Below are 25,003 nucleotides of genomic sequence, written 5' to 3'. Positions count from 1 at the left end.
GCCGCTGGAAAACCTACTGAGACTTTTCTTTTTCAGGAGCGGGTTGGCCGATCATGGTCCTCACTTCGTCACGCAGATGGGCTAGACGGTCAACACGGTGATGTTGGACATGCCACCGGTAGGCCGTAGGGTCATCTCCAGTGTAGAAAGGCGAACGCGACAAACGGTGCGAAAAGGCCGGGACTCCACCGAGAAGTGCCGCCAGAATGTTCATCACCACACCCAGCAGACGGACATTGGAGGCGTCTCCCCTACCGTCGGCATACACCGGATCGATCATCCACAGCAGCTGACACTTACCGCTAACCGGATTGACATCAATCCACGTAGAGCCCGCACCACCAGCAGTTAAGACAGAAGGTCATGCGCGTTTACTTCACGGTGGACTTGCCAGCGGAGTGCAGATCCTCACAGGCCTCAACCACGCGCAGAGCCATGGCCTCCTCAGCCTTCTTCAGGTAGGAGCGCGGGTCGTACACCTTCTTGTTGCCTACTTCGCCATCGATCTTCAGCACGCCGTCGTAGTTGGAGAACATGTGAGATGCGATTGGCCGGGTGAACGCGTACTGAGTATCAGTGTCCACATTCATCTTGATCACACCGTAACGCAGAGATTCTTCGATCTTTTCCTTCTCGGAGCCTGAGCCGCCGTGGAAAACGAAGTCGAATGGCTGAGCGGACTCATCCAGCCCCAGCTTCTTTGCAGCAACTTTCTGTCCCATATCCAGAACCTCTGGGCGCAGCTTCACGTTGCCTGGCTTGTATACGCCGTGCACGTTGCCGAACGTGGCGGCCAGCAGGTAACGACCGTTCTCGCCCGTGCCTAAAGCATCGACAGTCTTCGCGAAGTCCTCTTCAGAGGTGTAGAGGTTGGCACCAGCCTTGGCTTCAACGCCATCTTCTTCACCGCCGACCACGCCAATCTCTACCTCGAGAATGATGTTAGCCGCCTTGGACTTAGCCAGCAGGTCCTGAGCGATCTCCAGGTTCTCATCGATTGGCACAGCGGAACCGTCCCACATATGAGACTGGAACAGTGGGTTTTCGCCAGCTTCCACTCGCTTACGGGAGATCTCCAGCAATGGGCGGACGTAGCCGTCCAGCTTCTCCTTCTGGCAGTGGTCGGTGTGCAGCGCAACGTTAACCCCATAGTGCTTTGCTGCTTCGTGTGCAAACGCTGCGAGGGCGGTGGCGCCTGCAACCATGTTCTTAACGTTCAGACCGGAGCCGAACTCCGCTCCACCGATGGAGAACTGGATAATGCCATCGGATTCAGCGTCCGCGAAACCCTTGAGGGCTGCGTTGATGGTTTCCGACGAGGTGCAGTTGATGGCTGGGAAAGCGTAGCCACCTTCCTTGGCCTTATCGAGCATGTCCTGGTACTGGGCTGGAGTTGCAATTGGCATAGATGCCTCCTGATTGTGCTCTTGTGCGGACTTTCTATCTACGAATTATGCCTTGGATTGGACGAGTTGTGGGTTCGAGTAGGATCCGATAGGCCCAATTTAGGGGGCACCCTAGATAGCCAGTGTCATTCTTTCCATGCTCATTTCCTCTGCATCTACTTTTCCTGCCGCTACCCCTAGTTTGTCTACCTGCTTCTACCCCCTTTATTTGTTGACTCCCCCACTCCCTTTGTTTGTTGACTCGCCGCTACCCCTTGTCTGTGGACGTCCTCATCTCATGTCTCATCTCATGTGTCGACGCCACCCGTTTGCTAAACCAGGGCGCACTGAAAATCAACAGCACGCAGGAAATCAATGGAATGATCAATGCTACGCGGGCATTGGTCGCAGCTAGAAGCGTGCCTATCACCACACCGCCGACCACCGTGCCTGCATAGTTGAAGAGGTTCAGGCGGGCAATCACGGCGTCGAGATTCTTTTGCGAAAGCGCTGCGGCGGAGGAGAAACACAAAGGCGCAGTGACCGAAGCGCCGAGACCGACGATAGCCAGGCCAACCAGCGCCCCCGGCACGTTCTGCGCTGTAATGGTGGCGAGCATGCCAGCCATTGCGACAACAGCTGCTACCCGCATCACCCGCACAGCGCCGAACCGGCGGGTCCAGAAGTCAGCGGTGAGCCGAGACACCAACCCGGCTATCTGGTAGGCCGCCACGCCCAGCGCCGCGGTGGACACATCGGCTAACAAGATGTCGTGAAGAAAGAGAGTAGACCAATTGGACAGACCAAAATCTACGACATAGAACAGCGCCATAGCGATCCCGAGCGCTACGACCGGGCGCCACGGTATGAGAGCATGGACTGGGTTGTGGTCGATGGCTTTTTCATGCCCATAGCGCAGGAAGTTAGGGGAGGCAACCAACCCAATAATGGCCACCGCCACGGCCACCACAGCAATGTTCACGCGGTACCCCATGGATAGTCCCTCCCCTAGAGACACCGCCACTGCGCCGACGATTGCTCCCGCAGACCACGCCGCGAAGAAGCTGGAGAGGATGACCTTTCCCACACGGTTTTGCAGCGCTGCAGCCTGCATATTTCCGGCAGCATCCACACCACCCAGGCCGAGGCCGTAAATGATCGTCGCGAGTACGAAAGTAACCATGCCCTGGTTGAGGGTGATGAGGAGCGCGCCTACGGCCTCCGTTGCTATGCCCAGCATAAGCACCGTGGCTGAGTCCTTCTTTTCTGCAAACTTCTCCGCCACGATCGAACCACCGGCGGCCAACAAGCTAATCACGCCGATCAGCAGGGCAAGTAGTCCGTCACCCGCTCCCATGTCTGCGCGGATGGCGGGAAGTTCGGTGAGGATAGCCGCCAGCAGCATGCCCTGGATGAAAAATGCCGCAGAGATGCTTGGCCTAGCGCGCTTGCTGATTGTTGAGGGACAACTCATGTAGGAAGAATAATCCGTATGAGTCACTACTCGTATTGCTTTTAGGAAAACTTTCCTTTTTAAAATTTTCCTTCTGCGGCAGACAACCTGGCAGCGGCTTCCATAAGCATCCACCCAGACAGCTGCACGGACAGATCCCGTTCCGCGATATCGGAGCTAGACACCGCCCCGGCAATAGTGGCGCCAACGAGGCCACCAGACTGAGGAAGAGTCGCGTCCCGGCTCCAGTCTGCGCTGAACACCGGCAAACCATCAATCTCCAAGCGGGTCTTCCACGCAGCCTCCGCCGTAGCCATCACGATGTCCCGAGCAACCTTTCGGGTGCGTTTCGTGGCGTCGGACACTCCTGGCAGCTCCAAGGCAACCAGGGCGAGGTAGCGCATCAACACACCATTAAACAGCCCACCATCACCGCCGCCGCTTTCGTTCGACAACACGAGGTTGCTATCGGTCATGTGTTCCTCAATGGCGCTCACCAGTTTTTGTACGCGGGTGATCTGCGCGATACCTACCTGGGACACCTCATCCGGAGCCACCCCAGCAAGAGCGCGCTGCGCCACAGCCAGCTCAGTGCAGGCTCCCACCATCACACCTTGGCAATAGGAATACACCTGGCGGGCGGCCTCGGGTCCGTGCATGCGCATATGTAAACCATCCATGACCAGGCCGTTTTCATTGATGAGGTGCTCAAAAGTCCAATCAATGAGGTTTTCCGCGAGTTGCAGCTCGCCGGTGCGGGCGGCCAAGATCGCTGCCGGACCGTTAGTCGGCACGTTGTAGAAATTCTCGTTCGTACGCCACGGCAGCACACCTGTTAGGGTGTCCACGCCATCGAAAATGTTGTGAATAAGTTGGCGGAGTCCGCGCACGTGCTGGATCTTGTTCAGTTCCGACGCGCGGTTCATCGCTAGAGCCAACCACGCTTTGTCATCGTAGTAGTTGTTCTTGCTGAGCTTCTGCAGATTACGCATCCGGATGGTGCGCATGGTCTGACGGATCCTGGTGATGCGGGTTTTGGTCGGGCGACGCAGCGCTGCATCAACCTGGTTATCCAAGTAGTGCGCTTGCCACCAATAGTGCCAACGAACAAAGAATTTGTCGCGCGTAGTGGGCGGCCATGCAATAACTGCAAGATTGGTCCGTGGGCACGACCACAAGCGCTTAGCGTGGCGCTCCGTCACTGCTTGTTCAGCGAGGTCTGCGCGGTGATCCCATTGTTCACGAGCATTAGTCAACACAGTGACCATATTGCCTCAGTGAAGCGCCTTTAGCTACTAACAGTTACTAGCTGCTAGCTCGCTACCACGCCCTGCCCAAATCCGCGTGGGTGCGCACCCACGCATGCATGGCAATGCCCGCTGCCACGCCCGCGTTGATGGAGCGGGTGGATCCAAACTGGGCAATGGACACGGTCATCGTCGCCCCGCGCTGCGCCTCTTCAGTCACCCCGGGGCCTTCCTGTCCGAAAAGCAGCAGGCAGCGCTCCGGTAGTTCTGCGGTCTCGATAGGCACACTGCCTGGAGTGTTGTCCACGGCCACCACCGTGAGGTTGTTTTCCCGCGCAAAGGTCAGGACCTCCGAGACGGTGCGGTGGTGCATAAGGTGCTGATAACGGTCGGTAACCATCGCACCACGGCGATTCCATCGCTTGCGCCCAACGATGTGAACCGTATCTACCGCGAATGCGTTGGCAGTGCGCACCACCGTGCCGATATTGGAGTCGTTCTCGAAGTTCTCGATCGCGATATGTAGCGGATGACGGCGAGTATCAATGTCAGCGATAATCGCCGCCTGTGTCCAGTAGCGGTAGGCATCCACTACGTTGCGGCGGTCGCCCTCATCCAAGAGTTGCTGGTCATAATGTTGGTCATCGGGGCGTGGGGTGTTCGGAAATTCTTGCTCCCATGGCCCCACGCCTACTGGATGGGGAAACCATTCAGTTGGTCCCGGGCGCTGCTCGGTCACTTGCTGCCCACCAGCCCCTTAGTAATCGCATCCACGAGCAGTAATTGGGCCGCCGTATACGTTGCCATCACCACCCCATCGACGAGTGCATCCAGGCGGGATTTGTTCTTCAACATGGTCAGACGCCCGAGGATAAGCGCGTCGGATGCAACAAAAAGGTTGCCGCCCAACGCCGCCTCCGGGCTGTGGTCTTCGGCCAAGACAGAGGTGTATCCCAATGCAGTTCCATAACCCGCTGCGGCAGGCAACGCCTTGGTGTTAGCGACCGACGCCAGGCCAATCCCGGCCAGCACGGCCGGAATACGCAGCAGAATGTCCTTCTTCTGGGCGCGCGCCCCCTGCCTGGTCAGCAGTGCATGATAGGCACTCTGATTAACCGCGAAAGCGGCAGCACCCCTGTTGAGGTTCGATGCGCGCACACGCTTGTCCTCGCTGCGAGAATCCTTGCCCATGAGGATGATGTCACCCAAACATCCACACGCCAGACCACCAACGAGTAAAGCAGTGTCTAGTGGATGCTTTACGGCGATTCTCCGGGAACGCTGGGTGGCGAACAGATCAGAACTAGCCACGAGTAGTGGCATGAGAGTGGGTTTGATGAGGCGGGTGGTGGCGTCGGAAGGAATAGCCGCGGCGAGTACAGAAACGGCCGCGGCGGCCAGGTAACCAGCACGGATCTTGCCATGACGGCCGTATACTGGGCGACCGGTGAGGTCATCGAGATCCTCCGGCATCATCTTGACCAAGTCTTTGGAGGAGATATTGGTCAAGGTTCCATTGGTCAAAGGTTCACCGCTGGTGAAAATATCCGCGTAAGAATCGCGGATAATGCTCAGCACATCCAACACGTTGTCCCATGCCGTATCAGTGGCGGTAGAGACTTGCTTCGTGGCCACTTTCGATTTCTTTTGTGGCACAAGGTTCTTCGGCTGCAGAAAGCGTGACAGTTTAGGCAAGATCCAAATCCTCCAGTCCCAGGAGGCTGCGGTACTCCACACCCTCCGCTTCGATCACATCCTGGGCACCCGTAGCGCGATCCACCACGGTGGCCACACCCACGACTGTCGCGCCGGCCTCGCGAACAGCAGCAACAGCGGTCAGCGGGGAATTTCCGGTGGTGGTGGTATCTTCCACAACCAGCACCCGTTTACCTTCAATATCCGGCCCCTCGATACGTCGCTGCATACCGTGCTTCTTCGCTTCTTTCCGGACAACAAAAGCATCAACCCCCTCACCAGCGTGCATGATGCTTGTGGCCACAGGATCTGCGCCGAGAGTTAGGCCTCCCACATGCGCATAGTCCCAGTCAGAAGTCAGTTCGCGAAGCAAAGAACCGATGAGCTTAGACGCCTCATGATGGAGAGTCGCACGGCGCAGATCTACGTAATAATCAGCTTCTTTCCCTGACGACAGGGTCACACGGCCGTGTACGACCGCGAGTTCCTTGACCAGTTCAGCGAGGCGCTGCTTTTTCTCTTCATTGACCAGTGGAGCCATAGTTACCTCTGTTACCTCTTTTCTCATGCGCCCCTTGGTGCCAGGAGCTGGGTGCTACAGGCATTGTCTCATGTTTAGAATCGCTCCCGATAGTAGTTGAGCGATATTCGGGCTAGCTGATTACGATCGAACCCAACAGCGGCGGCCGTTTCTCCGTTCCGGGTTTTGGTTCATACTCGATTTGGCTCCTCCGCCATTTGGTGAGGTACTGGGAGTCTGGTGGGCCACTCACTCCGTAGAAGTAACTGGATGGGCGGCAGCTGCAGCAGCCCAAGACAAATGCCTAGCACTGAAGGTTGGCGCCACTGGAAAATCCTCCCAAAACCTTCAATTGGAGTCACTCCAGAGCACTACACTGATGGTTGTGCATAAGATATGCACAAAGCATGGGCAGATATGAATAACAAAACAGAACAATATCTCAATATTATTTGGATTATCCTTTTATCAATTCCCGCGGCAGGTGCTATCTACTCATGCATAACCACAAAAGAAACGACATTATCAGTACCAATCGGTTTACTTGCAGCTCTCATATTATTAATGTCTCTAGGGAAGTTTGTTGGAAAATATAATAATTACAAACCGAACAGATTCTTTAAAAAGTCATTTTCCCCCTACTAAGCGTTTATATTCTTTGCGTAATCGGATATTGGTCTCACGGACTTTCCTTAACCGCTTTATCGTACCCATTTTCAATTTACCTCGTTTTTGCACAGAGCACTAGACTACAAAAATGGGCACGAGACAGAGGTTAAAAGAACGATAAAGCTCTCCACCAGACTCAATAACGTATTATTTTCCGTGCACCCTTCGCTATTCGCGAAGCGCCACTCCAAGATTTGATTCTATACGGGAGGGCACCCCGTATTCCAATGCATCTTATACGTGAGCATAGTGCCAGGAAGCAGGTAATCAATATGAAGGGGACAGTTCTCCAAATTAACTAACATGGGGCTATGTTCGCGTTCCAGGATGTTGAGAAATAATCAATATTTCCACCCACAAGCCGTCTCCATTGCCGCCCCACCTTAATCCGGCCTAGAAGGCGGTTTTTAGTCAAACTCACCCCAGCTATGTTCTACAAGGCACTATATACGCAATGTATACGCAACTCTCACTAGTCTTCATCAACGATTTCTGCGTCCACCGTTTCAATGTCTACTTCGACCGGCTCAATGGGTTCCGGCCGAGCGTGACGGGCATCTGGGGCACGGTGACGGCCAGCTGATCTGTAGCGGTCTTGATACCTTCGCTGGCGGCGCAACCTTGCCGCTTCCGACAACCCCTCACCGCCCGCAGCAGTATCGGAGAAAGATCCGAAGCTTACAGGCTCAGCTTCTGCCCGGAGGATAATCCCGTCATCGGTATACTCGTCACCTCCGTCATAATCCGCAGCGCTGCCATAGTCGGCATCGCCGTCATAGTCGCGGAAAATCGTCGCTTCGCTACCATCATTCCGGATAATCTGCCCTCGTTGGTCATTGGAGGCAGCGCGATGAGCTGGGTCTTCGCCAAGCCGAGGGATGTGCCCAGAACGAGAACGCCCGCCAACTCCACCAGACGTATAGTCGTCCCCATCAGAGGCATCCGCTACGCGAAAAGTACGGAAAGTATCGGTGTTCCCGCCCACGTGTCCGGTGGAGCGCGATGGGAACTCCACGGGCTCGGCGGGACGGGTGATCTCTGGGCGCTCGTCATATTCATCAAAGCTCTCTCCGCCGAAAAGCTCCCCGCTGCGGAAGGTCGAATCGTGAGAATCGCCGTCTTCCTGCGACCCTGAAGAATCTAAACGTGGATCGTTGTATGCAGGTTGCTCCTGCACACTGGAGGTAGCTGCACTGGATGCATCCGGCATGGCACGAAGATGCCCTGCGCGGGAACTGGCCGACTGCTGCGACTGTGTGCCTTCAGACCGAGATGCGGCGGAGCTTAAGTCAGCGATTTCGTCGAGGTCAATGACGTTCTCACCGCCAGGGATGGGACGGGTGGGGTCGGCAGAGTCCATCTCCAGCGGAATACTAACGTGCTCCGGAGGCAGCACCATCGCAGCATCAGCTAACATGCGCACGTGGGGGAAGATTTCCTCCCACACGCTTGTGTCCAGTTTTCGGTTAATACGCAGCACCACCCACTGGCCAGACCATGCAACGTCCGTGGCCACAGAAGAAAGTGCTGTCAGACTATCCTCTACGCGGACATCCACCATATGATCCAATGCCCGGATATCCGAGGTAAATGCCATGAAAGGTTTCTGGTCGAGCGCCTCTACCCGACGCATCCCTTCCGGCTGAAAACCCTCATCAACCGTGTAGTGAACATCGACCTGCGAGTACCCATCGCGGAGCATCGCCAACACCGTGGCTGTTCCCACATCCGCGATGTGGGTCCGGTGCCCGTCAGTGAAACCACTGACCACATCTTTCGCCACGGGAATCTCCGCACGATATTCACCCAGCAAAGAAAGCGGCCAGTCGTACACCAACTCAGGGTCTTCACGGGTGTATTCAAAGCCGTGATTCTGAGCCCACAGACGTCGCCTTTTCTTCACTCCGCTGAGTGTCAAACCGGAACGGCTAACGCGAGCGTAAGAAGCGCCTTGCTCCTCCTCACGTTCCTTCTCACGCTCCTTCGTGGCAGCCGCATGCGCCCCCTCCGACACAGCTGGGGTGGATGAGCCCGCAGGCTCGTGAACCTCTGCGGCTTCCGGGGAGGACTGCGGCTGGTCAGTGGTCGCGTCGGTCAAAGAGTCAGTGGAGTTCGCACGCAAGATAAGAACAATCGCCACACCCAGCAATGCAAGCCCCAAAATCAGGGCGATAAGAGAAGAAGACATACAGCCTTGCGTTACTCGTTGGCCTCAGCGTAGACCGCAGCATCCATCAGGTCGCCAACTTCGGAGACCTTCACCTCGTACAGCCAACCCTCGCCGTACGGATCCTCGTTGATCAAGCCAGCGTTATCCTCAAGCTCCTCATTGATGGCAACCACTTCGCCAGAAACAGGGGCGTAAATGTCAGACACAGACTTGGTGGACTCAACCTCGCCGAAAGCCTCGCCAGCCTCGACCTCGGTACCGACCTCAGGCAACTCGACGAAAACAATCTCACCGAGCGCGTCAGCGGCAATGTGTGTAATGCCCACACGAACAGTGTCGCCCTCGGAAACAGAAGCGGAATTCACCCACTCGTGCTCCTCGGAGTACAGGAAATCAGTTGGCAGTGCAGCCATGGTCAGCTCCTTTGATGGATACCTAAATCGAACACTTCAAAACGTCTCGCAGCATAGTGTTGCGCTGGTCAAGACTTTACACGAGGGCGACGACAGCGTCTGAGCTATAGCACGCCGCAGCCCAGACCGCAGCCGTGGCACGGTGCAGCCCAGGACGTCTCCGCGCACACTCAACGAAAAGCAACCTACTTCTCGCTCCAGGTATGAAGAACCTCTTCTCGCGAGGGATCAACCAGGCGCGAAAAGCAGCCTACTTTTCACGCTTGTAAAACGGCAGTGCCACAACCTTATAAGGGAAGCGCTTGCCGCGAATATCAACCTCAACGGTAGCGCCCTCCACAATGCCGGAGGCAACAGCATCGGCGCTGACATACGCCAACGCAATTGGATGCCCCAAAGTTGGGGACAGAGCGCCTGAGGTGACCGTGCCGATAGCAGCCCCGGACTCCCCTTCAGCGAAGATCTCGTAGCCACCGCGGGCAGCACGCCGCCCCTCGCCCACCAGTCCAATGAGGGACTGCTTAGTTCCCTCCTCCTTGGCCTTCACGATGGCATCGCGACCAACGAAGGACTCCTTGGACTTGGTGGCAGCGAGGATACCCAGTCCTGCGTCGACCGGAGTTAAATCCAGAGAAAGCTCATTGCCATACAAAGGCATACCGGCCTCCAGTCGGAGGGTATCGCGGCATGCCAGGCCGCAAGGCTTACCCTCAAGCGCGGTGGCCTTAGCGAGAGCTTCAGCCCACACAACCTCGGCACCATCGTTCTTCACGATAATCTCAAAACCATCCTCGCCCGTATAACCGGTGCGAGCAATAATCACAGGCTGACCTGCAACAATACCCTGGAAGGCAGCATAGTAGCCCACGCCCTCAACAGCCTCCTTGACCGTAGGCCCTGCTCCGGAACCCTCCGGTGCGTCAGTGACGTTCTCCACCACATCCAGCATGACCTCAACAGCCCGCGGCCCCTGAACCGCAATCATGGAGCGATTCTCAGATTGATTATCGACCGTTACGTCAAAGCCCGCTGCGCGCTCCTGCAAAGCAGCAGCGACGGCAGGAACGTTCCCCGCGTTAGGGACAACCAAGAACTCCTGCTCGCCCAGGCGGTAGGTGATCAAATCATCGATGATGGTTCCCTTCTCAGTACAGATCATCGAGTACTTAGCTTTGCCCACCTTCACGGCGGAGATCTTGGAGATCAGCGCGTAATCCAAGAACTCAGCGGCCTGGGAGCCGGATACAAAAACCTCACCCATGTGGGACAGGTCGAAAACACCCACAGCCTTACGGACAGCGTGGTGCTCCTCGAGTTCAGAGCTGTACTTCAGCGGCATATCCCAACCACCGAAGTTGGTGAAGCGGGCTCCAAGGTTACCGTGCACTGCATGCAGCGCGGTCTTCTTCAGTTCGGTCATCGTTATTTCTCCTTAAGCCTCGTCCGGGGTTTCAACCTCGTGCGAAATCTAAGCCTCGTCCGGGGTCTCAACCTCGTGCGAAATCTAAGCCTCGTCCGGGGTTTCAGTCTCGAAAGCTTCAATCGGCGGACAGGTGCACATCAGATTGCGGTCGCCATAAGCATCATCAATACGGCGCACCGGTGGGAAGTACTTCGTTGTTCGCAAGCCAGCCACCGGGAACGCCGCCTGGGAACGCGAGAACTTACCGCCGGACACCGCCTCTTCGAAATCATCGCGGGTCACGGAGTAGGCGGTGAAAGGCGCGTGACGTAGTACAGACTCCTCTGCAGAAACCTTGCCGTCAATAACCTGCTGAATCTCACCGTGAATACTGACCATGGCCTCAATAAAGCGATCCAGCTCGCCCTTATCCTCAGATTCTGTTGGCTCAACCATGAGAGTGCCAGCAACAGGGAATGCCAGAGTGGGGGCGTGGAAGCCATAATCCATCAAACGCTTGGACACATCCGCTGCAGTGATACCTGACTTCTTAGTCAGCTCACGCAAATCCAGGATGCACTCGTGAGCCACCAAGCCAGTATCGCCCTTATAAAGAGTCGGGAAGAAATTCTCCAACTTGCGCGACACATAGTTGGCATTCACCAAAGCAATGCGAGAAGCCTCAGTTAGTCCCTCATCACCCATCATGGCGATATACGACCACGTAATTGGCAACACACCGGCCGAACCATAGCGAGCAGCAGACACGGGCTGACCGGTGGAGTAATCATCTTCGCCCTCGATGAGATCAGCAGATGGATCCGATGGCAAGAAAGGAATGAGATGCTCTGCCACACATACAGGTCCCACACCAGGCCCGCCGCCACCATGAGGGATGGTGAAGGTCTTATGCAGATTCAAGTGGGACACGTCGCCCCCAAACTCACCCGGCTGCGCCAAACCAACAAGCGCATTGAGGTTGGCACCGTCGATATATACCTGGCCTCCCGCATCGTGAATCTTCTGGCACACCTCCCGGACCTGCTCCTCATACACGCCGTGAGTAGACGGGTACGTAATCATGATTCCAGCGATGTTCTCCCCATGCTTCTCCAGCTTGGCATCCAGATCCGCCAGGTCAATAGACCCATCCTCAGCATTCTTCACCGCGACCACACCCAGGCCAGCCAATGCAGCAGACGCGGCATTCGTGCCATGCGCAGACGCAGGGATCAGCACCAAATTGCGCTGATCATCACCGCGAGACAAATGATAACGGTGGATAGCCAGCAGACCCGCAAACTCACCCTGAGAACCAGCATTAGGCTGCACCGACACTTTGGCGTAGCCCGTAATCTTCTCCAACCGCTCCTCCAGATCAGCGATCAGCTCAAGCCACCCCTGAGCCTGATCCTCTGGAACATGCGGATGAATCCCCGCAAACTCCGGCCACGTTACCGGCTCCATAGACACAGCCGCGTTCAGCTTCATCGTGCACGAACCCAGCGGAATCATCGTGCGATCCAACGCCAAATCGCGATCCGCCAGCTTACGCAAGTAACGCATCATCTGAGTCTCAGACGTGATGGTGTTGAAGATCGGATGCGTGAGAATCTCATCGTCCCGCAGTACCTGAGCCTCCCCCAATGGACCATCCGCAACATCGAGTGCCGCAGTGTCAATCGAAGCAGACTGGCCAGACAGGATCTCTACCAGCTCGGCAATGTCTGCGTCGGTCGTAGATTCACCGACGGAAATACCCACAAACTCGTCATTGACACGACGCAAGTTGTAGCCCGCATCCACGGCTGCGGACAAAACGGCGTCGATCTCATCAACCTTAACGGTCACAGTGTCGAAGAAAACATCGTGAGCCAACGCCAAACCAGCCTCAGACAAAGCAACCCCCAGAGCCACAGCGCGACCATGCACCTCAGCCGCAATACGACGCAACCCCTCAGGCCCATGCCACACAGCATAAAAACCAGCCATCACAGCCAACAGAGCCTGAGCAGTACAAATATTAGACGTGGCCTTCTCACGGCGAATATGCTGCTCACGCGTCTGCAACGCCAAACGATAAGCCGGAGTCCCCTCCGCATCCTTAGACACACCAACGATGCGCCCCGGCATCTTACGCTCAAGCTTATTCGTACATGCCATGAACGCAGCATGAGGACCGCCAAAGAACAACGGCACGCCAAAACGCTGCGCAGAACCCACAGCAACATCCGCGCCCTGAGAACCAGGAGAAGCCAACAGCACCTGCGCCAACGGATCGCAAGCAACCGTAACCAAAGCACCCGCATCCTTAGCAGCAGCAATCAACGGAGCAATATCGCGCACACGGCCGGTGGTGCCAGGGTTAGAGATCACCACACCCACCAGATTCTCGTAGGCAGAGAAATCACAATCATCAGCGATCTCCACAACCTCCACCGGAATATCCGCAGCCTCAGCGCGAGCCACAGTGACCGTGATGTTCTGCTGGTGCAGCTCAGAATCCAGGAGCACCACGCCACCCTTCTTGGCAGCCTTCGCGTTACCACGAGCCATCAGCTGAACAGCCTCCGCAACGGCAGTGGCCTCATCCAGCAAAGAAGCACCAGCAACCGGCAAACCGGTGAGATCCTGCACCATCGTCTGAAAATTCAGCAACGCTTCGAGACGCCCCTGGGAGATCTCCGGCTGATAGGGCGTGTATGCGGTGTACCAGCCAGGGTTCTCAGTGACGTTGCGGCGAATGACGGCTGGGGTGATGGTGTCATAGTAACCGTTGCCGATGAGCTGCTTTTTCTGCACGTTCTTATCTGCGAAAGCGCGCAGTGCGGCGAGGGTATCCTGCTCGTTCAGGGCATCCGGCAGACCGATTGGACCTTGCTGCTGGATTGAAGAAGGCAAAGCATCATCAGCCAAAGCCTTGGAGGAGTCATAGCCAAGGTAACTCAGCATCTCCTGGAGCTCATCAGCCTGAGGTCCAATATGGCGGGGGACAAAGGGTGCGGTGTGTGCCATTGTTAGTGGTTTTCTTCCGTTATCGCATGCCGCGGACAATGCGCAGGGTAGATACGGGCAGTTGCTCTGCACCGTTGGGTGCGCTTCACCAGTTGGTGGTTAGCACTGTTGGGTGCGCTTCTGCTTTGCACCGTTGGGTGCGCTTCACCAGTTGGTGGTTAGCACTGTTCCTATCTGCCAAGCACACGGCATGACGCTGGGCTTGTTTTGTCCTCCCCACTCTGTCGATGGTGCCTGAGAGCTTCAGCATGACCACGCTGTGCCTTTCTCCTTCGGCGTCTCCGCACGGACGAATGCGCGGGGATCTTTCCAGAGGTGCCTCACTGCAGCGGTACGGGTGCCTGAGAGTGTCCTGGGGAGAATTTGCTCCGTCGGCGGCCGGCGCTGGGCTCGGTCTCTCCCACTGCAATTACAAACGGCGTATGAAGTTGTCTAAGGTTTTCGCGTTTAAAGAGCGCTGCTGCCAGCGCTCTTTTCAATGCTTGCTCATCATATCGTGTAACTACGCACCGTGTCACTGCATATCGCGTTATCAGGTGTCTAATCACGGCTGGGGTTTTCTTCCCGTTTCATCCCGTGTCGCCTGGCAGCCCAACACTGAATCGCAAATACGAAGTCTGATCTACTCGTAGAAGAACCCACAACTCACGTGCAAAAACACTAACCCCAACCCCAACGGGTGAATGGCATCATCGAGCGCACGGGTGAATGGCATCATAGAGCGCACGGGTGAATGGCATCATAGAGCGCACGGGTGAATGGCATCATAGAGCGCACGGGTGAATGGCATCATAGAGCGCACGGGTGAATGGCATCATAGAGCGCACGGGCAAACGTCACAAATACCGCGTTCTGCGTCGATAGCGGGATTCTGACCTGGGCTTTTACTGAAGGGAAACTCATAGAACGCGGTATTTGTGCATCCGCGGGGCCATACGACGCCATCTGAGCAACAACGCACGTCAACTGTCCTAGACGAGGACTAATTAGCTACCACAAACTTCCCCGAAACAACATAAACCGTTTCAACAACGCCAACCACACAACCCCCGCCGGAATGTGGTGCAGCAAAATCACCCTCAAGCACGCTCCCTGTAGTCCACAATGGTGTGTATGACAAAACTTTCACACGCTTTTCGCAGCCCCAAGCTCCCCTCTGTCTCCGACGGCGTAGCTATAGTCACTGGCGCAAGTTCCGGCATCGGTTTAGCTACCGCCGCCGCTTTAGTTCATCATCAAGGCACAAACTTCCACGTCATCGGCTCCACGCGCGACCCAGCTAAGGTCATTGATCCGATCCCGGGCGTGGAGTACCTGCAGCTGGACCTGGAACAGCCAGATTCCATTGCGCGTTTCTGCGAACAGGTTTTGGAGCGCGGAACCCCGTCCGTGCTGGTCAACAACGCAGGCGAGTCTCAGTCCGGGCCTCTAGAGGAGCTACCTCGTGAGGCTCTTGAGCGTCTCATGCAGGTCAATGTGATTGGCCATGTGGACGTCACTCAGCGCCTCCTGCCCGCCATGCGTAACGCAGGTCGTGGTCGCATCGTCATGGTTGGCTCCATGTTGGGCAGTTTCCCGCTGGCCTATCGTTCTAGTTATGTTGCTTCCAAGGCTGCGATCAAGGGTTTCGCTTTCGCCTCTCGTCGCGAACTGCGCCCTTTTGGTATCGGAATGATGGCGATGGAACCGGGCTCGATCAACACCGGACTATCCTCGCGACGCACCAAGTACGTCGATGAGAAAGGCGTGTATGGGAGAGAGTTCTTCACAATGCTGAGGAAGTTGGATCGTAATGAGTCTATGGGAATCACTCCAGAGCGCGTAGCGGATGTGATTCTTGAGGCGATTCTGGACGAACGCCCCAAGCCCCTTTACGCCACTGGTTCCGCTGCATCTGTGGCTTTCCCATTTTCGCGCATCGTCCCGGAGGAAACTATGCACTGGATCATCAATAAGAAACACGGGCTGTAAAGTCGACTCCGCGTTTTGCGGCTTACGCCTTCACCCCTCAGCTATCCCTGGCGCGTGAGCCCATACCGACTGCAGGTGAGGATGCTCAACCTAACTCAGGTTTTCTAAGCTTCAGGCTTCGTCTGTTTTTCTTCGGGCGCTGTTGTCGGTAGCTTTGGCCGGGCGCTTTCGGAGTTGACCAGGTTATTCATCCATCCTTCTTCCTCCACGGGCGCCCTACCGATGCGACTACTCCGGATTTTTCCCTCGCGATCTTCCGGGTCGTGAAATGCCCAGTCTTTCCACGGCGCAGCGAAGAATGCAAGAACCGCAGCGCCCACAATCCCTAGGAACATGGTTGGACCAGCCAGTATCAAAATTAGTTCCGTCCCTGATTTCGAGAGAACAACAGCCGCGATGATTCCCAGCACGCCCACGAGGCCTAGGCTGGCGAAAAAGGTGTACATTTTGTTCACTGGGTGGCGCCGGTGTCCCCAGTGCCCGCTCAGAGTCATAACGAGTGGGTAGATCTGTACCCAGAGGAATAGCACGAAGAATACGCTCAGAACGAGGGTTGCGTGCTCGGCGGGGATGCGGGCGGAATTGTTCGTCGCTGCGAGTAGCACGCCTAAGACCGATAAGCCGGAACAGATGCGTCTCAGCATGAGAACAACTTGCCTCCTCTGTTGATGGGTTCGCCAGGATACGCCAGTTTCTTCAGATCGTGGGTGCTGGTTTTCATCATCACAATTATCACGATCGGGTCGAACCCCATGCGGCCTAGTTCACGTGGTGTGTATGTGACTATGGGCATGCCTTGGTGAACGTCGGTGCTTTCTGGCCAGTGGGTATCGAAGCCTTGTCCTTCTAGCCGCGCCGTATCCACTCCCAGTTGAACGAGGAGCTGTTTTTCTCCGTTGTCGAGCACGAAGAAGTGCGGTTGTACTCTGGTCAGTGTGCCGTCCATCGGTGCGGTTATTTCTACAACTTCGACGCCAGGATCCGGAACCACCGCAACCCCAGCACCTACGGTGCCTGTGGCGAAGATGGGGTCTGGCACGGATTCTAAGCTCGCCACGGTTCCCTCGAGTGGGGAGAGGATGGTGAGCTCAGGTTTTGTCATGGGTGAAATTGTAGTCAGCCACCGTTAGCCGCGTTCGATGGGACGGGAAGAATCCGCAGCCCACTGAGACCAACCACCTAGGAAATGACGAGCTCCTGGTAGACCGGCGTGCTCCATTGCGGCGATGAACAGTGAGGAATGTTGCCCTGATCCTGAATACACCGCGACGTTTTCGCCATCGGTGACTCCATATGTGCGCAGAATTTCACGCACCTCTTCGGGGCTTTTGATTCGGCCGCGGGAATCAGCCAGGCGGGACACTGGGATGTTCAGGGAACCTGGGATATGCCCGGCTTGGTGATCATAGGACTCTTTCACGCCCTGATGGCGGCTCTCGTCACGTGCGTCGATCAGCATGTGGTCGCGTTTCCACTCATCAATTTCATCGATGAAGATCTGGGGCATACAGCCAGGCTTCACCTCGACATTTCCTCTACCCCGTAGAGCACCGATACCACCAGCAACATCGCCACCGGCTTCTTCCCAGGCTGGAGTACCGCCGTTAAGTATGTACACCTCTTGAACTCCCGCCCAGCGATACACCCACCAGGCGCGAGCGGCGTAGAGATTCACGCCGGCGTCGTAGACGAAAACGGGGCGGTTTTTCAGGAAACCCCAGTCGTTGAAGGACCGTTGAAGGTCATTGACATCGGGAAGGGGGTTGCGGCCGGCTTGCCGCGAGGGGATGTCCGCTAGCTGAGTGAGGGGGTTACAGAACATGGAGCCGGGGATGTGTTGGCCCACGTATGCCTCCCAGGCGCTGTTTTCGGTTTTTGCCCAGTGGGAATCGATCACGGTCATGCGCTCGCCAGCGGTGAAGGCAGAGAACATTCTCTCGCCCGAGGTAAACGGGCTGCCCGGGTGGGAGGAAAAGTTAGTCATAGTTCTTCAGTCTATCCGCATGGTGGTAGGCACGCGCGGTTGATAACGGGGAGCGAACTCCGAAAACGGTTAAGGCGAAGAACGTGATAAGAGGACAGCCGAACTCCGAAAACGGTTAAGGCGAAGAACGTGATAAGAGGACAGCCGAACTCCGAAGCAGATGGAAGGAAGAATGTGATAGCGGGAAGATGTGCGCAGTCAGGGGCATTGGGGGCAGCTCGTATTCCTAGCCAAAGCCCAGCTCTGGCTCCCTTAACCACTCCCCTTATGCTGGTCACGGTCATCTGTTTGGGTTGGTGAAACTAGGCAGCAGCGCTAGCAGAGGCCTCGCTGCGGTCCGTGTCGTCTTTTCTGTTCTTCCTTCCAGGCAGCCAACCGAAAAAGAAGGGCAGCAGGAAAATGGCTACAGCTGCAACCGTCGTGATAGCACCGAAGCCCACGGTAAAACCGGCTATTACCGCGATCGGCGCGAAAATATTTACCGCGATTTCAATCGGCGCATATCCCACATACGCAATGCCATATTCGTCGAGAGCACCGGACTTCAGCTCTGGATCCACAATCTTCAGCAATGCAATACCAGTTGCAACGGCAGCGGTGGCCCAGCCCCAACCGATAATTCCGCGCTCTAACCACTTCTCACCGAAGAACACCGGCGAGGCGAAGAAGAAAAACAGCGTGCAATAGATGATGCCTGCCACGAACAGGATTAACAACGGAACCACATAACTTGCGACAGCGGCAGGAACAATCGATGCCACACCAAATGCAATAAGAAAATCAGTAGACGCACCGGAGATGGACTTCACTGTAGTTGGATCCAAATATTCAGGCCGCTTAATAACTTTGAGGAAAATCCTACCACCGATACCCACAACAAATGACAAGGCAAACAGCGGGATAGACACGGATTCAAATTTCCCCTGAATGAATTGCTGGATGAAGTACGCGATAGTTACCGTCACAGCAATGAATCCGGCATGCAGTGCCAGGGGCTCGATGGAAGATGGGTTAGTGGTCGCATTACCGATAGACGGCTGCTTGGATTTCTTGGTGATCTCTCCGGAACGCAATTCCCAAGGAAGTTTCTTTGGCAGTGTGGAAGTACGGCCAGTTTTGATGCCCCAGTTGGCAAAGATGATTCCGCCCACGATAGCCGCCAACGTTCCGATGGTTGCTGATGTAAAGCCCAACGACGCAGCCTCTTCGATTCCAATGGAATTCAAGGCACCTCCGACGGCAGCTGCTGTACCAAAACCACCGACAAAGCCCACTGGCAGCATCATCCCAAACCAGTTATCTGTGCCGAATAGAGGGGCGAATAGTAGCGCTCCTAACAAGACGAAAACTCCCCACTGTCCTAAGAACATGGATGCGGAGTAGGACCACATGTTCTTCGCCTTGGAGATATCTCGGGAAGCGAAACTCATGGAATACGGCATGGCGGCAAACACCACGGCAATGAGCAGCGTGGAATAATCTCCCAGCGCCGCGGAAAAGGGCATGATTCCCAGTACTTCTGGACCGAATAACAAACCAAGAAGCCCTGCGGTTATCGGCGCGGGGATGAGGAGGTTACGGAACCATGCAAAATGGCGTCGCATAAAGGTACCGACCACCAGCAGGACGGAGATCAACCCCACGTCCACCAACAGATCAAAGACCGAATATTCCACGGGGCTGCTCCTCATTCTCAGAAAACTCGTGCTCGTCATTCACACGCGCATGAGCAGAGCAAAGGCGCATGTAGGCACATCACTTCTGAGTTTAAGCCTCATGCGCTGGCGCACTGCCCCAAAAGCAGCAATTAGTTATCAGATTTTAATCTTGATGAGAAGCCTCCCTCTGCAATCCATCCGATTCCATTAACTGCCGGTTTTCCTAGACCTGATGGGTTTCCACCTGGCGAAAGTTAGAACAGGCCAGTCGGGTTCTCATCATAGGACCACAGAAGGTTCTTAGTTTGCTGGTAGTGCTCGAGCATCATGAGGTGAGTTTCGCGGCCAAGGCCTGATTTCTTGTATCCGCCGAACGCGGCGTGTGCCGGGTAAGAGTGATAGTTGTTGATCCACACGCGTCCCGATTGGATCGCCCGGCCAGCTTTGTACGCCTGACGTCCATTGCGTGTCCATACTCCCGCGCCGAGTCCGTACTCAGTGTCATTGGCGATCTTAATTGCCTCGTCGAAGTCCTTGAACGTGGTCACGGCAAGGACGGGGCCGAAGATCTCTTCCTGGAAACACCGCATGGAGTTGTCACCCTTCAAGATGGTTGGGGTGACGTAAAATCCGTTGTCGCGGCCATCAATCTGGTTAACGTGACCTCCGACAATAACTTCCGCGCCCTCTTCCGGTCCAGACTGCAGGTATCCAGTGATCTTATCCATCTGCTCTTGGCTGGCCTGCGCCCCCATCATTACATCGGTATCCAGAGGATTGCCGATCTTGATTTTCTTCACACGCTCCACAGCCTTGGCTAGGAACTCTTCAGCGATATCTTCTTGGATCAATGCGCGTGATGGGCAGGTGCACACCTCGCCCTGGTTTAGGGCGAACATGGTCAAACCTTCGACGCATTTTTCCTGGAAGGCATCCTCCTTATCCATGATGTCGGAGAAGAATATGGAGGGTGACTTGCCACCGAGTTCCAAAGTGACTGGGATGAGTTTCTCCGCCACAGCTTTGTTGATGAGGATGCCAACTTCGGTGGATCCGGTGAAGGCGATCTTGTCGATGCGATCAGAATTGGTGATGGCCACACCCGCTTCTGTTCCTAGACCGTTAACCACATTGAGTACGCCCGGCGGCAGGAGATCATCGATGAGTTCAAGAAGCACCAAGATAGAAGCGGGGGTCTGCTCGGCGGGTTTGAGGACGATGGCGTTGCCGGCAGCGAGAGCTGGGGCGAGTTTCCACGCCGCCATGAGTATGGGGAAATTCCACGGGATGATTTGTCCCACGACTCCGAGTGGTTCGTTGAAGTGATAAGCAATGAGGTCTTCGGAGATCTGAGACGTGCGATCCTCTTGAGCGCGCAATGCTCCTGCATAGTAGCGGAAGTGATCAACGGCTAGGGGAATATCGGCGGCCAGGGTTTCGCGTATGGCTTTGCCGTTGTCCCACGTCTCCGCGACGGCCAGCATCTCTAGGTTTTCTTCGATGCGGTCGGCGATCTTCAGCAGAATGTTGCTGCGGTTTTGCACACTCGTAGCCGCCCAACCTGTCTTGGCGCTATGAGCTGCGTCGATAGCCTTCTCTACGTCCGCTTCTTTCGACCGTGGCACCTCGCAGAATTTTTCGCCAGAGATTGGTGAGATGTTGTCCATGTACTCGCCATCGACCGGTGGAACCCAATGCCCGCCGATGTAATTGTCATAGCGATCTTTGAAGTTGAGGATCGCGCCTGGGGTACCTGGATCTGCGTACACGGTCATGGGTGTGGACCTCCCCTATGCAAATGAAGTGGTGTGCGGGACGCGAACGATGGTGGTGCGCCCTGTGGTGGTAATGCTCAAATTACCGCTTACTATGAGATCGACGCCACAATTTTCGGGAGCGCTGTTCACCTATGGATTTACAACTGTGTTGCCACATATAATTCTCACACCCTTAGACCGCGTTTTTCCTGTCCAGAGCACATCTAGCCCCCTCTAACTGTTCCTGAGAACGGGGGTAAGGAGAAATCTGCGTCATCCAACGGCAGCATAGCCACAGGATGAGTATCGCAATGTGAGGAAGGAACCATGAAGAAGATCCCTAAAACAAACGCCATGCGCAAGCTAGACAAGCTGAAGCTGGACTACTCCACTTCTTCCTACGATGCCAAAGATGGTGTCGATGCCCTCCACGTCGCGAACTCGCTCGGGGTGCCTTCGAAAAAGATCTTCAAAACCATCGTCCTCGAGGGGCCACACAAACAGCACTTCGTGGCCGTATTGAGCGCGGATCATGAGCTTGCGCTCAAGAAAGTCGCCGCGCATTTCGGCGTGAAAAACGTGCAGCTGTTTCCCTGGCGTGAATTGAAGGCATTGACTGGATATATCCGAGGTGGCTGCTCCCCTATCGGTATGAAGCGTCAGTTCCCTACTGTCATCGACGACGTGGCAAAGAACCAGGACACTATCTACGTATCTGCTGGTGAGATCGGCACGCAGATTGTCCTGGCTCCTGAAACTCTAGCTCACGCCGTCTCCGCAGACTTTGCCGAGATCAGGCGCAAGAAGAGCCCTTAAATTTCCGTGTCTTCCGGATCATCCACCGATCCAATGGCGTAAATATCCAGCTCATCGGTGGCCGCTTCCAGCCCAGTTTCCACCGGTGCAGCCTCTTCGGAATCAGAGACTGGGATATAGTCCACCTGAACTCGGTCGCCATCGCGGACCTCCCCTGCTAGCAGCAGCTTAGCCAACTTGTCTCCAATGGCCTTCTGGATGAGCCGACGCAATGGCCGTGCACCATATGCCGGGTCGAAACCGCGTTCTGCCAACCATTTCTTGGCGGCGTCGGAAACAACCAATTCAAGTCGGCGGGAGGCGAGGCGCTCAGCGAGGCTGCGCACCTGAATATTAACGATGTCTTCCAGCTGCTCGGCAGTGAGAGATTCAAAGATCAGCACGTCATCCAAGCGGTTGATGAACTCTGGCTTGAATGCCGCCTTCACAGCGTTCATCACCTGTTCTTCGGTGCCACCGGCGCCCAGATTGGAGGTGAGGATCAGAACCGTATTGCGGAAGTCCACGGTACGCCCCTGACCATCGGTGAGACGTCCCTCGTCGAGAACCTGTAGGAGTACGTCGAATACGTCTGGGTGCGCCTTTTCCACCTCATCGAAGAGAACCACGGTGTATGGGCGCCGACGTACAGCTTCAGTGAGCTGACCGCCAGCGTCGTGTCCCACATATCCCGGAGGGGCACCGACCAAGCGAGACACGGAATGTTTCTCGCCATACTCGGACATATCAATGCGAACCATGGCGCGTTCATCATCGAACATGAAATCAGCTAACGCCTTAGCCAGTTCGGTCTTACCCACACCGGTTGGGCCGAGGAAGAGGAATGAGCCAGTTGGACGGTTAGGGTCGGCCACGCCCGCGCGTGCGCGGCGCACCGCATCGGAGACCGCCGCGATTGGCTTGGACTGCCCCACGACACGGCCGGAGAGCACAAGTTCCATGTTCAACAGTTTCTCAGTCTCACCCTGGAGCATCTTGCCTGCTGGCACGCCGGTCCAGGCACTCACCACATCGGCGATGGTATCTGGGGTGACTTCCTCGGTGAGCATCATGTCACCTTGCTGCTCAGCGACTGTCCTTTCGGCCTCGGCTAACTTCTTTTCGACGTCAGGAATGTGGCCATACCGCAACTCTGCGACCTTAGCGAAGTTGCCTTCGCGCTCAGCAATCTCAGACTGGCGACGCAGATCATCCAACGCTTCTTTGAGAGCACGCAGGTTATCAATGCCACCCTTTTCGTTCTCCCAACGAGCGGTGAGGCCTGCTAGTTTCTCCTTCTCATCAGCCAACTCGGAACGCAGACGCTCCAAACGATCCTTGGACGCAGCATCCTTTTCCTTAGCCAGAGCCATTTCTTCGATTTCGAGACGACGAACCACGCGTTCTACGCTGTCGATTTCCTCTGGCCGCGAGTCAATCTCCATACGCAGACGAGACGCTGCTTCATCCACAAGATCGATGGCCTTATCGGGCAAGAAACGGCTGGTGATGTAGCGGTCAGACAAGGTGGACGCAGCAACGAGCGCCGAATCCTGGATACGCACACCGTGGTGCACCTCATAGCGTTCCTTCAGACCGCGCAGAATACCGATAGTGTCTTCCACGGTCGGTTCTCCCACGTAGACCTGTTGGAAACGCCGCTCCAGGGCGGCATCTTTTTCGATGTACTTACGGTATTCATCCAAAGTAGTGGCACCGACGAGGCGCAGCTCACCACGGGCGAGCAACGGCTTGATCATATTGCCGGCATCCATTGCGCTATCGCCACCCGCACCAGCGCCCACAATGGTGTGAAGCTCATCGATGAAGGTGATGATCTCTCCATCTGCCTCTTTAATCTCATCTAAAACGGCCTTTAGGCGCTCCTCGAACTCTCCTCGGAACTTAGCGCCGGCCAGCATGGAACCCAAGTCCAAACTAATCAGCCTCTTGCCCCGGAGGGACTCAGGAACGTCACCTGCTACGACACGACGAGCCAAGCCTTCCACGATGGCGGTTTTACCGACGCCCGGCTCGCCAATTAGAACTGGATTGTTTTTAGTACGGCGAGACAGAACCTGAACTACGCGTCGGATCTCTTGATCACGGCCAATGACTGGGTCGATCTTTCCTTCACGCGCCCGGGCCGTAAGATCCGTGGAGTATTTCTCCAATGCCTGGAATTGCCCTTCTGGTTCTTCAGTAGTGACTTTCCGGTTACCACGGACGGATTCAAAAGCACCGCGAATTGCTTTGAAGTCAGCCCCTGCATCTTTGAGGATGCCAGCGGCATCGGAATCGCCCTGTGCCATAGCGGCGAGGAGCACCTCGGTGGATACGTAGGTGTCCCCAAGTTCCTGAGCTAACTCCTGACCCGCGGTGAGGGCATTGAGCGCCTCCCTGTTGAAATTAGGGTTGGCCATGTTAGAACCGGAAGCCTTCGGATAGCCAGCTACCAATTCCCGAGCTTGTGCGAGGATCGGAGCAACCTCCACACCAGCAGCTTGCAACACGGGCTGCGCGATGGAGTCATCTTGCTCCAGCAAGGCAACCAGGAGGTGTGCTGGGCGAATATCAGGATTACCCTTGGCGGAGGCATTTTGCAGTGCCGCCTGGAGGGCGGCCTGGGTCTTCGTGGTTGGGGTGAAGCTAGTCATTGGTGTTCTCCCTCCTGATAGCTTTGGATATTTCACTTTGCCGTTTCTGCGCTGCCAGCCGCATCGAGTTCTCCACGGTAGTCAACGTTCTCGACAATACTTGAGTACACCTGACTCAACCACCGAAAGAATGAGTCTATTCCACTCAACTTACGTATATATGTGTGATCTACCCCACAGATATACCCCCACATAGTTTTTTATACAGAAAA

The 25,003-nt window shown here is 55.7% G+C and carries 19 protein-coding genes and 1 riboswitch; of the genes, 2 read left to right on the top strand and 17 right to left on the bottom strand.

Annotated features, from left to right (window positions below; translation table 11 throughout):
• Positions 1-13 precede the first annotated feature (13 nt).
• The 11 genes from GP473_RS09405 to gcvP form a co-directional block, all read right to left on the bottom strand.
• Entirely contained in the window at positions 14-280 is a 267-nt protein-coding gene (locus GP473_RS09405) for a replication initiation protein (RefSeq protein WP_246394818.1), read from the bottom strand.
• Between the two features lie 91 nt (positions 281-371).
• Positions 372-1,406 carry a class II fructose-bisphosphate aldolase gene (gene fbaA / locus GP473_RS01025; protein ID WP_186276984.1) on the bottom strand — a complete coding sequence of 345 codons (1,035 nt, stop codon included), beginning with the start codon at positions 1,404-1,406 and terminating at the stop codon, positions 372-374.
• Between the two features lie 247 nt (positions 1,407-1,653).
• The gene (locus GP473_RS01020; RefSeq protein WP_186276983.1) at positions 1,654-2,859 is read right to left on the bottom strand and encodes an MFS transporter; all 1,206 of its coding nucleotides are present in this window, start codon (positions 2,857-2,859) and stop codon (positions 1,654-1,656) included.
• A gap of 59 nt (positions 2,860-2,918) precedes the next feature.
• Complete coding sequence (locus GP473_RS01015) at positions 2,919-4,094, bottom strand: glycoside hydrolase family 76 protein (protein WP_246394817.1); 1,176 nt, start codon at positions 4,092-4,094, stop codon at positions 2,919-2,921.
• Between the two features lie 64 nt (positions 4,095-4,158).
• Complete coding sequence (locus tag GP473_RS01010) at positions 4,159-4,824, bottom strand: TrmH family RNA methyltransferase (protein WP_185769571.1); 666 nt, start codon at positions 4,822-4,824, stop codon at positions 4,159-4,161.
• Complete coding sequence (locus tag GP473_RS01005; RefSeq protein WP_246394816.1) at positions 4,821-5,720, bottom strand: lysoplasmalogenase; 900 nt, start codon at positions 5,718-5,720, stop codon at positions 4,821-4,823. Before GP473_RS01005 ends, GP473_RS01010 begins: the two co-directional genes overlap by 4 nt.
• Before the next feature lie 52 nt (positions 5,721-5,772).
• Positions 5,773-6,321, bottom strand: a complete 549-nt coding sequence (pyrE, locus tag GP473_RS01000; protein ID WP_185769572.1) for an orotate phosphoribosyltransferase — start codon at positions 6,319-6,321, stop codon at positions 5,773-5,775.
• Positions 6,322-7,441: 1,120 nt separating this feature from the next.
• Positions 7,442-9,157, bottom strand: a complete 1,716-nt coding sequence (locus GP473_RS00995) for a type III secretion system chaperone family protein (protein WP_185769683.1) — start codon at positions 9,155-9,157, stop codon at positions 7,442-7,444.
• Positions 9,158-9,168: 11 nt separating this feature from the next.
• Positions 9,169-9,552 (bottom strand): glycine cleavage system protein GcvH, encoded by a 384-nt coding sequence (gene gcvH / locus GP473_RS00990; RefSeq protein ID WP_185769573.1) that lies wholly within the window; start codon positions 9,550-9,552, stop codon positions 9,169-9,171.
• A 250-nt stretch (positions 9,553-9,802) separates the two neighbouring features.
• Positions 9,803-10,972 (bottom strand): glycine cleavage system aminomethyltransferase GcvT, encoded by a 1,170-nt coding sequence (gene gcvT / locus GP473_RS00985; RefSeq protein WP_185769574.1) that lies wholly within the window; start codon positions 10,970-10,972, stop codon positions 9,803-9,805.
• An 84-nt stretch (positions 10,973-11,056) separates the two neighbouring features.
• Positions 11,057-13,969 carry an aminomethyl-transferring glycine dehydrogenase gene (gene gcvP / locus GP473_RS00980; protein ID WP_186276981.1) on the bottom strand — a complete coding sequence of 971 codons (2,913 nt, stop codon included), beginning with the start codon at positions 13,967-13,969 and terminating at the stop codon, positions 11,057-11,059.
• 319 nt (positions 13,970-14,288) lie between these two features.
• A riboswitch (glycine riboswitch) is annotated at positions 14,289-14,382 on the bottom strand.
• Positions 14,383-15,082: 700 nt separating this feature from the next.
• Here gcvP and GP473_RS00975 point away from each other — a divergent pair.
• Positions 15,083-15,940, top strand: a complete 858-nt coding sequence (locus GP473_RS00975; protein ID WP_185769576.1) for an SDR family oxidoreductase — start codon at positions 15,083-15,085, stop codon at positions 15,938-15,940.
• A 104-nt stretch (positions 15,941-16,044) separates the two neighbouring features.
• Here GP473_RS00975 and GP473_RS00970 read toward each other — a convergent pair whose 3' ends face one another.
• From GP473_RS00970 to exaC, 5 genes are all read right to left on the bottom strand, one after another.
• Positions 16,045-16,584, bottom strand: a complete 540-nt coding sequence (locus GP473_RS00970; protein ID WP_186276980.1) for a hypothetical protein — start codon at positions 16,582-16,584, stop codon at positions 16,045-16,047.
• Positions 16,578-17,042, bottom strand: coding sequence for a PTS sugar transporter subunit IIA (locus GP473_RS00965; RefSeq protein ID WP_185769578.1), 465 nt, complete (start codon positions 17,040-17,042; stop codon positions 16,578-16,580). The genes GP473_RS00970 and GP473_RS00965 overlap by 7 nt, the downstream gene beginning before the upstream one ends.
• Before the next feature lie 24 nt (positions 17,043-17,066).
• A complete protein-coding gene (locus tag GP473_RS00960; RefSeq protein WP_185769579.1) occupies positions 17,067-17,924 on the bottom strand; it encodes a sulfurtransferase in 858 nt (285 codons plus the stop codon).
• Between the two features lie 302 nt (positions 17,925-18,226).
• A complete protein-coding gene (locus tag GP473_RS00955; protein WP_425488586.1) occupies positions 18,227-19,615 on the bottom strand; it encodes a sodium/glutamate symporter in 1,389 nt (462 codons plus the stop codon).
• Between the two features lie 221 nt (positions 19,616-19,836).
• Positions 19,837-21,357 carry an acetaldehyde dehydrogenase ExaC gene (gene exaC / locus GP473_RS00950; RefSeq protein ID WP_186276978.1) on the bottom strand — a complete coding sequence of 507 codons (1,521 nt, stop codon included), beginning with the start codon at positions 21,355-21,357 and terminating at the stop codon, positions 19,837-19,839.
• A gap of 309 nt (positions 21,358-21,666) precedes the next feature.
• Here exaC and ybaK point away from each other — a divergent pair, with 309 nt between their 5' ends.
• Entirely contained in the window at positions 21,667-22,155 is a 489-nt protein-coding gene (ybaK, locus tag GP473_RS00945; protein ID WP_185769582.1) for a Cys-tRNA(Pro) deacylase, read from the top strand.
• On the opposite strand, the gene clpB is transcribed toward ybaK, so the two are convergent.
• Positions 22,152-24,791, bottom strand: a complete 2,640-nt coding sequence (clpB, locus tag GP473_RS00940; RefSeq protein WP_186276977.1) for an ATP-dependent chaperone ClpB — start codon at positions 24,789-24,791, stop codon at positions 22,152-22,154. The two genes, ybaK and clpB, sit on opposite strands and share 4 nt — an antisense overlap.
• Between the last annotated feature and the right edge of the window lie 212 nt (positions 24,792-25,003).

The sequence above is a fragment of the Corynebacterium anserum genome, assembly GCF_014262665.1.
Lineage (GTDB): Bacteria > Actinomycetota > Actinomycetes > Mycobacteriales > Mycobacteriaceae > Corynebacterium > Corynebacterium anserum.
Note: the sequence above shows the minus strand (reverse complement) of the source record. Positions and strands in the feature narration are given on the sequence as shown.